Annotated in this window: 6 protein-coding genes; 1 reads left to right on the top strand and 5 read right to left on the bottom strand. The window is 70.6% G+C overall.

The window, feature by feature from the left end; all coding sequences use genetic code 11:
- The coding region (locus GWK61_RS51170) for an MFS transporter (protein WP_228564354.1) at nucleotides 1–1,209 on the top strand (1,209 nt) is incomplete at its 5' end.
- Here the strand turns inward: GWK61_RS51170 and GWK61_RS51165 are convergent.
- The 5 genes from GWK61_RS51165 to GWK61_RS51145 all read right to left on the bottom strand — a co-directional run.
- Nucleotides 1,127–2,629: a nucleobase:cation symporter-2 family protein gene (locus GWK61_RS51165; RefSeq protein WP_194921320.1), complete on the bottom strand. Its 1,503-nt coding sequence runs from the start codon at nucleotides 2,627–2,629 to the stop codon at nucleotides 1,127–1,129. The genes GWK61_RS51170 and GWK61_RS51165 overlap by 83 nt on opposite strands.
- 297 nt (nucleotides 2,630–2,926) lie before the next feature.
- Nucleotides 2,927–3,973 carry an allantoicase gene (gene alc / locus GWK61_RS51160; protein WP_194921318.1) on the bottom strand — a complete coding sequence of 349 codons (1,047 nt, stop codon included), beginning with the start codon at nucleotides 3,971–3,973 and terminating at the stop codon, nucleotides 2,927–2,929.
- Nucleotides 3,970–5,325 (bottom strand): allantoinase AllB, encoded by a 1,356-nt coding sequence (allB, locus tag GWK61_RS51155; protein ID WP_194921316.1) that lies wholly within the window; start codon nucleotides 5,323–5,325, stop codon nucleotides 3,970–3,972. The genes alc and allB overlap by 4 nt, the downstream gene beginning before the upstream one ends.
- The gene (locus GWK61_RS51150; RefSeq protein ID WP_194921322.1) at nucleotides 5,322–6,575 is read right to left on the bottom strand and encodes a glycerate kinase; all 1,254 of its coding nucleotides are present in this window, start codon (nucleotides 6,573–6,575) and stop codon (nucleotides 5,322–5,324) included. The genes allB and GWK61_RS51150 overlap by 4 nt, the downstream gene beginning before the upstream one ends.
- A 29-nt stretch (nucleotides 6,576–6,604) precedes the next feature.
- The coding region (locus GWK61_RS51145) for a thiamine pyrophosphate-dependent enzyme (RefSeq protein WP_228564352.1) at nucleotides 6,605–7,312 on the bottom strand (708 nt) is incomplete at its 5' end.

The following is a 7,312-nucleotide window of genomic DNA, read 5'->3' as shown; positions in this document are numbered from 1 at the left end:
CCCGAGCACCAAGGCCACCTCCCCGGCACCCCGGAGTTCCGCCGCGTCCTCACCGCCCTGTTCGCCGCCGGCATCGCGACCTTCGTCCTCCTCTACGACACCCAGGCCCTCCTCCCCGACCTCACCCACGCCTTCCACGTCTCCCCCGCCGAAAGCACACTCACCGTCTCGGCCACCACCGTCGGCCTGGCCCTGGCCCTCCTCGTGTTCGGCCCCCTGTCCGAAGCCCTGGGCCGCACCGTCCTGATCCGCTTCTCCATGGCCGCCTCCTCCGTCCTAGCGCTGGCCTGCGCGATCGCACCCACCTGGGACTCCCTGATAGCACTACGCCTGCTCGCCGGCGTGGCACTCGCCGGCCTCCCCGCCGTAGCCACCGCCTACCTGCGCGAGGAGATGCACCCTTCCGCCCAAGCCCGCGCCGCAGGCCTTTACATCGGCGGCACCGCGATCGGCGGCATGGCGGCGCGCCTGGTAACCGCCCCGATCGCCGAAGTGGCCGGCTGGCGATGGGCCCTGGTAGCCGCCGCCGGCGTCTCCACAGCCTGCGCGATCATCGTCGCCGTCACCCTGCCGCCATCCCGCCACTTCGTCGCAACCCGCCTCCGCGGCCGCACCGTGCTCGCCATGCAGCGCCGAGCCCTGGCGGACCCGGCGCTGCTCGCGCTCTACGCCCTCGGCGCCTGCGCAGTCGGCGCGCTGGTCGCGGTGTTCAACGCGGTGGGCTTCCGACTCACTGCCGCGCCGTTCCACCTCGGCGTCGGTCTGGTGAGTCTCATATTCCTGACGTACTCGCTCGGCACCGTCAGCTCCACGGTCTCCGGCCGCCTGGCCGACCGCCTCGGACGGCGGGCGATCGCGCCGATCGCCTGCGCCGTCGCGTTCGCGGGCGTGCTCCTGACGCTGACCGGCTCGCTCCCGATCGTCATCCTCGGGATCGGCGCGCTGACCGTCGGGTTCTTCGCCGTGCACGGCCTGGCCAGCGGCTGGGTGACGGCGCGCTCGCACGCGTCCGGTGCCAGCCCCAGCCAGGCCGCGGCCTTCTATCTGTTCTCGTACTACGTCGGCTCGTCGGTGTTCGGCAGCCTCGGCGGCCGGGCCTGGTCGGCCGACGGGTGGCCGGGCGTGGTCACGGTAGCGGGCTCGCTGCTGGGGATCGCTGGAGTGCTGGCCTTGGCGCTGCGTCGAATCCCGCCGCTGGTCGCGCCGTGAAGGTGTGCCCGGGCACCGTGACGCCGCCGCCGAGGTGGTTGAACACCAGGTTCAGCGTGAAGGCCGTCACCACCGCGATGGTGATCGGGCTGCCGAACACGATCTGGGCCCAGTCCGGGAACCGCTCGAAGAAGATCGAGTTCCCGAAGCGGTCGGAGGCGTAGGCCGGCAGCAGCGACAGGCCCAGCGACGTCGCCACGATCAGCAGGTTGTGGTTGCCGTGGAACTCAGCTTTCTTCAACGTCTGGATGCCCACGGCGGTGACCGTCGCGAACATCACCAGCGCCGCACCCCCGACCACGAACTCCGGCACCGCCGCCACGAACGCCCCGACCTTCGGCACCACACCCATCACCACCAGCATGCCGCCGGTCACCGCGGTGACCCAGCGCGAGCGCACGCCGGTCATCTGCACCAGCCCGACGTTCTCGGCGAACAGAGTGTCGGGGAAGGAGTTCATCGAGCCGCCGAGCAGCGCCGACAGGCCGTCGGCGGCCAGGCCGCGGGTGATGTCGCCGCCGGTGAGCTCCTTGCCGGTCATCTCCGCCACCGCGATCATGTCGGCGGTGGACTCGGTGTAGGTGACCAGCATGACGATGCACATCGAGATCACCGCGGCGGCGTCGAACCGGGGCGCACCGAAGTGGAAGGGCGCCGCCAGGCCCAGCCAGTCGGCGTGCCCGACGCCGGACAGGTTCCAAGAGTGCGTGCGGGTGCTACCCGACCAGCTGTGCGTGAACAGAGCGAGCAGGCCGCCGGCGACGATGGCCAGCAGCGGCGCGATCTGGCCGAGGAAGCCGCGCAGCGTCCGCGCCAGCACCAGGATGCCGAAGACCACCGCGAAGGCGACCATGATGTGCGAGACCTGGCCGTAGTGCGGGTCCTCGGTATCGTGCCCGGCGATCATCGCGGCGGCCGGCCCGATCAGCGACAGCCCGATGACCGTGATGACGATCCCGGCCACCAGCGGCGGGAAGAAGCGGATGACCTTGGCGAACGGCTTGGCGATCAGCAGGCCGAAGACGCCGGAGCAGAGCATGGCACCGTAGACGTAGGGCAGGCCCTTCTCGCCGCCGAACTTCGCGGCGATGGTGATCATCGGCGGGATGACGGTGAACGTCGCCCCGGCCACCACCGGCAGCCGCACGCCGAACAGCTTGCCGACGCCGACCGCCTGGATCAGCGTGGCGATGCCGGCGACCAGCAGGTCGGCGTTGACGAGCAGGGCGACGGTGGCGGCCGAGAGCTTGAGCGCGCCGCCGACGACGAAGGGGACGGCGATAGCCCCGGCGTACATGATGAACAGGTGCTGCAGGCCGAGGACGGTCAGCCGGGGCGCCGGCAGGACCTCGTCGACCGGATGTACGTCTGGGACCGGGGGTTTGGCAGTATCGCGCGTGCCGCTTTCGGATGTGCTCATGGAGGGGCTCCCTTGGCGTGAGGGGTTTGTCGCTGAGCCGTGCGCGCTGTGTCAGGAAACGGGGGGCGGAAGCCGACATCCGTTCCGGGCGAGTTTTCGCGGGCTGTTCACCTATTGGATGCGAAGCTAGTCCGTCGCCTGATACCCGGTCAATGACGCTCATCGAGTTTTTCTATAGTGACGCAGAATTCGTACCTTCCCACAATGCAGATTTCTGCGAAACCGCAAATAGGCATGGCGATACCCTCGCCGTCGAATTCCTACGGCGAGGGAATGCCATTCCGGGTGGGTTTTGTGCTATGCGTGGTCCGTCCATCGGGTGCGGACCGCGGCGAGGCCGGCGTCGGTGAGGGTTCCGTAGGCGCGCAGGCGTGCCACGCCGCCGTCGGGACGTACCTCCAGGCGCAGGTGGGTCACGGGACGTGCGGTTTCCAGGCGGAAGCGGTGCTTGTAGTCCGGCAGCATGCGGGTCTGGCCGATCACCTCGAACCAGTCCGAGCCGGTTTCCTGGCCGGGCTGGTCGGGCTGGTCGGCACCGAACAGAACGATGTGGTCCGGGGCGTTGCCCTTGTAGTTGGCGGTGTCGATCTCGATGACGGCCGGGACGCCTTGCGCGGCCAGGCGGACTTCGATCCAGTCTCCGGCGTCGTCGCGGCGGCGCGCCGTCTCCCAGCCTTCGCCCATGACGCGCGACTCGGCCGGCTTGATGAGGTTCTCGGGCGCGGAGAAGAACATGTTGGAGGCGGCCACGATGCGCGCGCCGTTGGTCAGGGCTGCGAGGTCCACGCCGCCTGTGTCGAGGAACCGCGGGTCCGGGACGGCTTCGCCGTAGACGCGGAAGCGGGCTATGCCACCGTCAGGGATCATGGCGAGGCGGACGTGGGTGAAGCGGCGCATGCTTTCCACGGCGAAGTGGTGCTCGGAGTCCCCGGACAGCGCGCTGGTCGGGACGATCTCGGTCCACTCGGCGGCGAGCAGGTCGGCCGGGGTCGGGAAGCCGGGCACGTTGGCCGCTTCGACGCGCGCGTAAGGCGGGTAGTTGCCGATGAAGAACGCTGTGTCGACGGTGACGCCGCGGATCAGGCCGGGCAGGCCGAGGCGCACGATCGTGGAGTCGTGCTCGGTGCCGTCGACCCCGGGGCCGCCGGGGCGTCGGCGGCGGGTTTCCCAGCCGTCGACGATCTGGCCTTTGTGGCCGAAGGTGTGGGGGCTGAAGGTCGGCGGTTCGGGGCGGATCAGGGCTTCCTTCTCGCCGAAGAACTCGTCGTTGGCCCAGACCACGGCGCCTCCGACGTCGCGGGCCGCGAGGTCGGTCAGCTGGGTGAAGGATGGGGTGTCGCTCATCGGGCCTCCGGGTGCGTGAGGTGATTGGCGAGTGGGTTGGCGAGGAATCTTCCGCGCGGGGCCGCGGTCACCGGCTCGCCGCGCAGGTAGGTCGCTCGCACGACGCCGCGCAGCTCGCGGCCGGCGTAGGGCGTGATGGGGTTCTTGTGGTGCAGATTCGCCGGATCGACGGTGAAGGTGGCGTCGGGGTCGAAGACCACCAGGTCGGCGTCGCAGCCCTCGGCGATGCGGCCCTTGGCGGGGAGTCCGGCCAGGTCGGCGGGGCGCGTGGCCATCCAGGTCGTGACGTCGGCCAGGCCGTAGCCGCGGGCTCGGGCGCCGGTCCACACCGCCGACAGGCCGAGCTGGAGCGAGGAGATGCCGCCCCAGGCCGCGGCGAAGTCGCCGGTGTCGAGCTGCTTGAGGTCGGGTGTCGAGGGCGAGTGGTCGGAGACGATGATGTCGATGAGGCCGTCGGCGAGCGCCGCCCACAACGCCTCCCGGTCGGCGGCGCCGCGAATCGGCGGGCAGCACTTGAACTGCGTGGCGCCGTCGCCGATCTCGTCGGCGCTGAAGGTGAGGTAGTGCGGGCAGGTCTCGGCGGTGATGCGCACGCCTTCGGCCCGCGCGGCTTCGAGGCGCGGCAGGGCTTCGGCGGCGGCGAGGTGCAGGATGTGGACGCGTGCGCGGTATTCGCGGGCAGCGTCGATGACGGCGGCGATGGCGCTGTCTTCGGCGGCGGCCGGGCGCGAGGCGAGGAAATCGCGATAGCGGGTGCTGGAAGGTGCGGCGGCGAGTCCTTCGGCGTTTTCGGCGTGGACGATGAGAAGTCCGTCGAACCGGGCGATCTCGCGCAATGCCTCGCGCATTTCCGGGACGGTCAGCGCGGGGAACTCTTCGACGCCGGAATCGGCGAGAAAGCATTTGAACCCGAACACCCCATTTTTGTGCAGCGGACGCAGCGACGCGGTGTTTCCGGGAATCGCGCCGCCCCAGAATCCGACATCGACGAAGCACTTACCGTGCGCCGCTTTGCGTTTCACGGCGAGCGCCGAGACGTCGACCGTCGGCGGGATGGAGTTGAGCGGCATGTCGATGAGCGTGGTGACGCCGCCGGCCGCCGCCGCCCGCGTCGCCGAGGCGAAGCCCTCCCAGCGCGTGCGGCCGGGCTCGTTGACGTGGACGTGCGTGTCGACGAGCCCGGGGAGCAACGCGGTGTCGGCGAGGTCGAGGTCGACGCGCGCGGTGAAGGCGGCACGGTAGTCCCCGACGGCCGCGATGCGACCCGCACGAACGCCGACCGCGGCGGGCCGGAGACCGTCGGGGAGGACGGCGCGCGTAGAGCGGAGGACGAGGTCGAAGGGTTCGGTCATGAGGCGGCTCCGCTGAAGGAGGCTGCGATATCGGCCGCGAGCCGTTCGAGGAGCGGCCCGGCATCGAGGACACAGCGGTCCAGGTCAGGCTCGATGCCGCTGAGGGTGTAGGCGGCGCAGATGCCGGCTGCCGCAAGCTCGGCGGGGGTCAGGGTGCAGACGCCGGCGACGGCGACGACGGGGACTCCGGCTCGGGCGGCGGCGCGTGCGACACCGGCCGGGGCCTTGCCACGCAGGGACTGGGGGTCGAGGGAGCCCTCGCCGGTGATGATGAGGCGGGCGCCGTCGGCTTTGGCGGCGAAATCGGCCAGGTCGAGGACGATGTCGATGCCTGGCTCCAGTCGCGCGCCGAGCAAGGCCAGCGCAGCAAAACCAATCCCGCCAGCCGCGCCCGCACCGGGAGCATGCGCAAAACCAATTCCGCCAGCTGCCACCGCGAACTCCTGCACCGCGCCCGCGCTGCCGGAAATGTCCGCCAGACCGTGGGCCAAGCGAGCTGCCGAGGCATGCTCTCGCGGAGAGCCATTCACCAAGTGGCCGGCCGGGTCGGAGCCGAAGCCCCGACCCGACACGGTGTCCTGAACCACGCGCGACCAGTTCGCGAGCGCGGCGTCGAGCAGTACGACATCCTCGGCCGTCGCGCCCTTCTGCGGCCCGTAGACCGCCGCCGCGCCGTTCGGGCCGAGCAGCGGGTTGTCGACATCGCTGGCGACAATCAGCTCCCCGATCGCCGCCATCTCCGCCAGGTCGATGCGCGCCAGCCGTGCCAGCGCGGCGCCGCCTGGTGGGAGCTCGTGTCCTGCGGCGTCGAGCAACCGTGCACCGAGCGCCTGAACCAGCCCCGCTCCCCCATCGGTGCAGGCGCTCCCGCCGAGTCCGAGGATGATCCGCGTGCAGCCGGCGTCCAGCGCGGCGCGGATCAGCTGGCCCGTCCCGTACGAAGTCGCCGACAGGGGCGCCGCCTCCCCGCGCGGCAGGCGCCGGAGCCCGGAGGCCTCGGCCACCTCGATCACCGCCGTCTCGCCCCGCACCGCGAAGCCCGCCTCGATCGGTTCGCCGGTCGGGCCGGTCGCGCGGGTCAGGACCCTGGCGAAGCCCGCCTCGACCGCCGCGTCGACCGTGCCCTCGCCGCCGTCGGCGACCGGGATCGAGCGGATGCCCAGGCCTGGCACCGCGCTGCGAAATCCTGCGGTCAAGCGTGCGGTGGCCTCGGCGGCCGTCAGGGAGCCCTTGAACTTGTCGGTCGCCAGCAAGACATGCCCCGCGCTGGACACCGTCCTCACACCAGCGCTTCCGGCAGTGCTTCGGGCAGCGCCTCGAACTCGCGCACCGCGTCGATCGCGGGGCCGTGCGGGGTGTTCGCCTCGCGCTCGATCATGATCTCCACCAGCACCGGTCGGCTGGTCGCCGCGGCCTGCTTGCGGGCCCACTCCAGGGTGGGGCGGATCTCGTCAGGGGCGAACACGCGGCGTCCCGAGCATCCGTAGGCCTCCATGATCTTGACGTTGTCGGTGCCGTGGTCGTCGTAGTGGATGTCGACCTGGTAGTTCATCTCGTAGCCGATCGAGGCCTGGCGGATCAGGCCCAGGTACTCGTTGTTGAGCATGATCAGCACGAACGGGATGTCGTACTGCGCGCCGACCGCCAGCTCCTCCACCAGGAAGTGGAAGCCGTAGTCGCCGACGATGCCGACGACCTCGGTGTCCGGCTCGGTGTGCCGCAGCGCGGTCTTCACGCCGATCGCCGCCGGGATCTCCCAGCCCAGCGGACCGGCCTGGCCGCAGACCTGGTAGCGGCGCGGCTGGTAGGCCTTCTGGTGCTGGCCGCCCCAGATCTGGTAGAGCCCGATCGCGGTCACGAAGTAGGTCGAGGGGTCGAAGATCTCGTTGATCTCCTTGTAGACGCGCGGCGCCTTGATCGGCACGGAGTCGAAGTCCTCGCGCCGGGTCAGCGAGGTCTTGAGCGAAGACACGCGAGACGCCCACTC

This window comes from Catenulispora rubra, from assembly GCF_015356825.1.
Taxonomy (GTDB): domain Bacteria; phylum Actinomycetota; class Actinomycetes; order Streptomycetales; family Catenulisporaceae; genus Catenulispora; species Catenulispora rubra.
The sequence above is the reverse complement of the archived record's forward strand: the minus strand, read 5'-3'. Positions and strand labels throughout refer to the sequence as shown.

What these genes read in the sequence shown, in the direction of transcription:
- allB (WP_194921316.1), bottom strand. Translation starts at nt 5,325, where the DNA reads ATGACCGAACCCTTCGACCTCGTCCTCCGCTCTACGCGCGCCGTCCTC.
- alc (WP_194921318.1), bottom strand. Translation starts at nt 3,973, where the DNA reads ATGAGCGACACCCCATCCTTCACCCAGCTGACCGACCTCGCGGCCCGC.
- GWK61_RS51165 (WP_194921320.1), bottom strand. Translation starts at nt 2,629, where the DNA reads ATGAGCACATCCGAAAGCGGCACGCGCGATACTGCCAAACCCCCGGTC.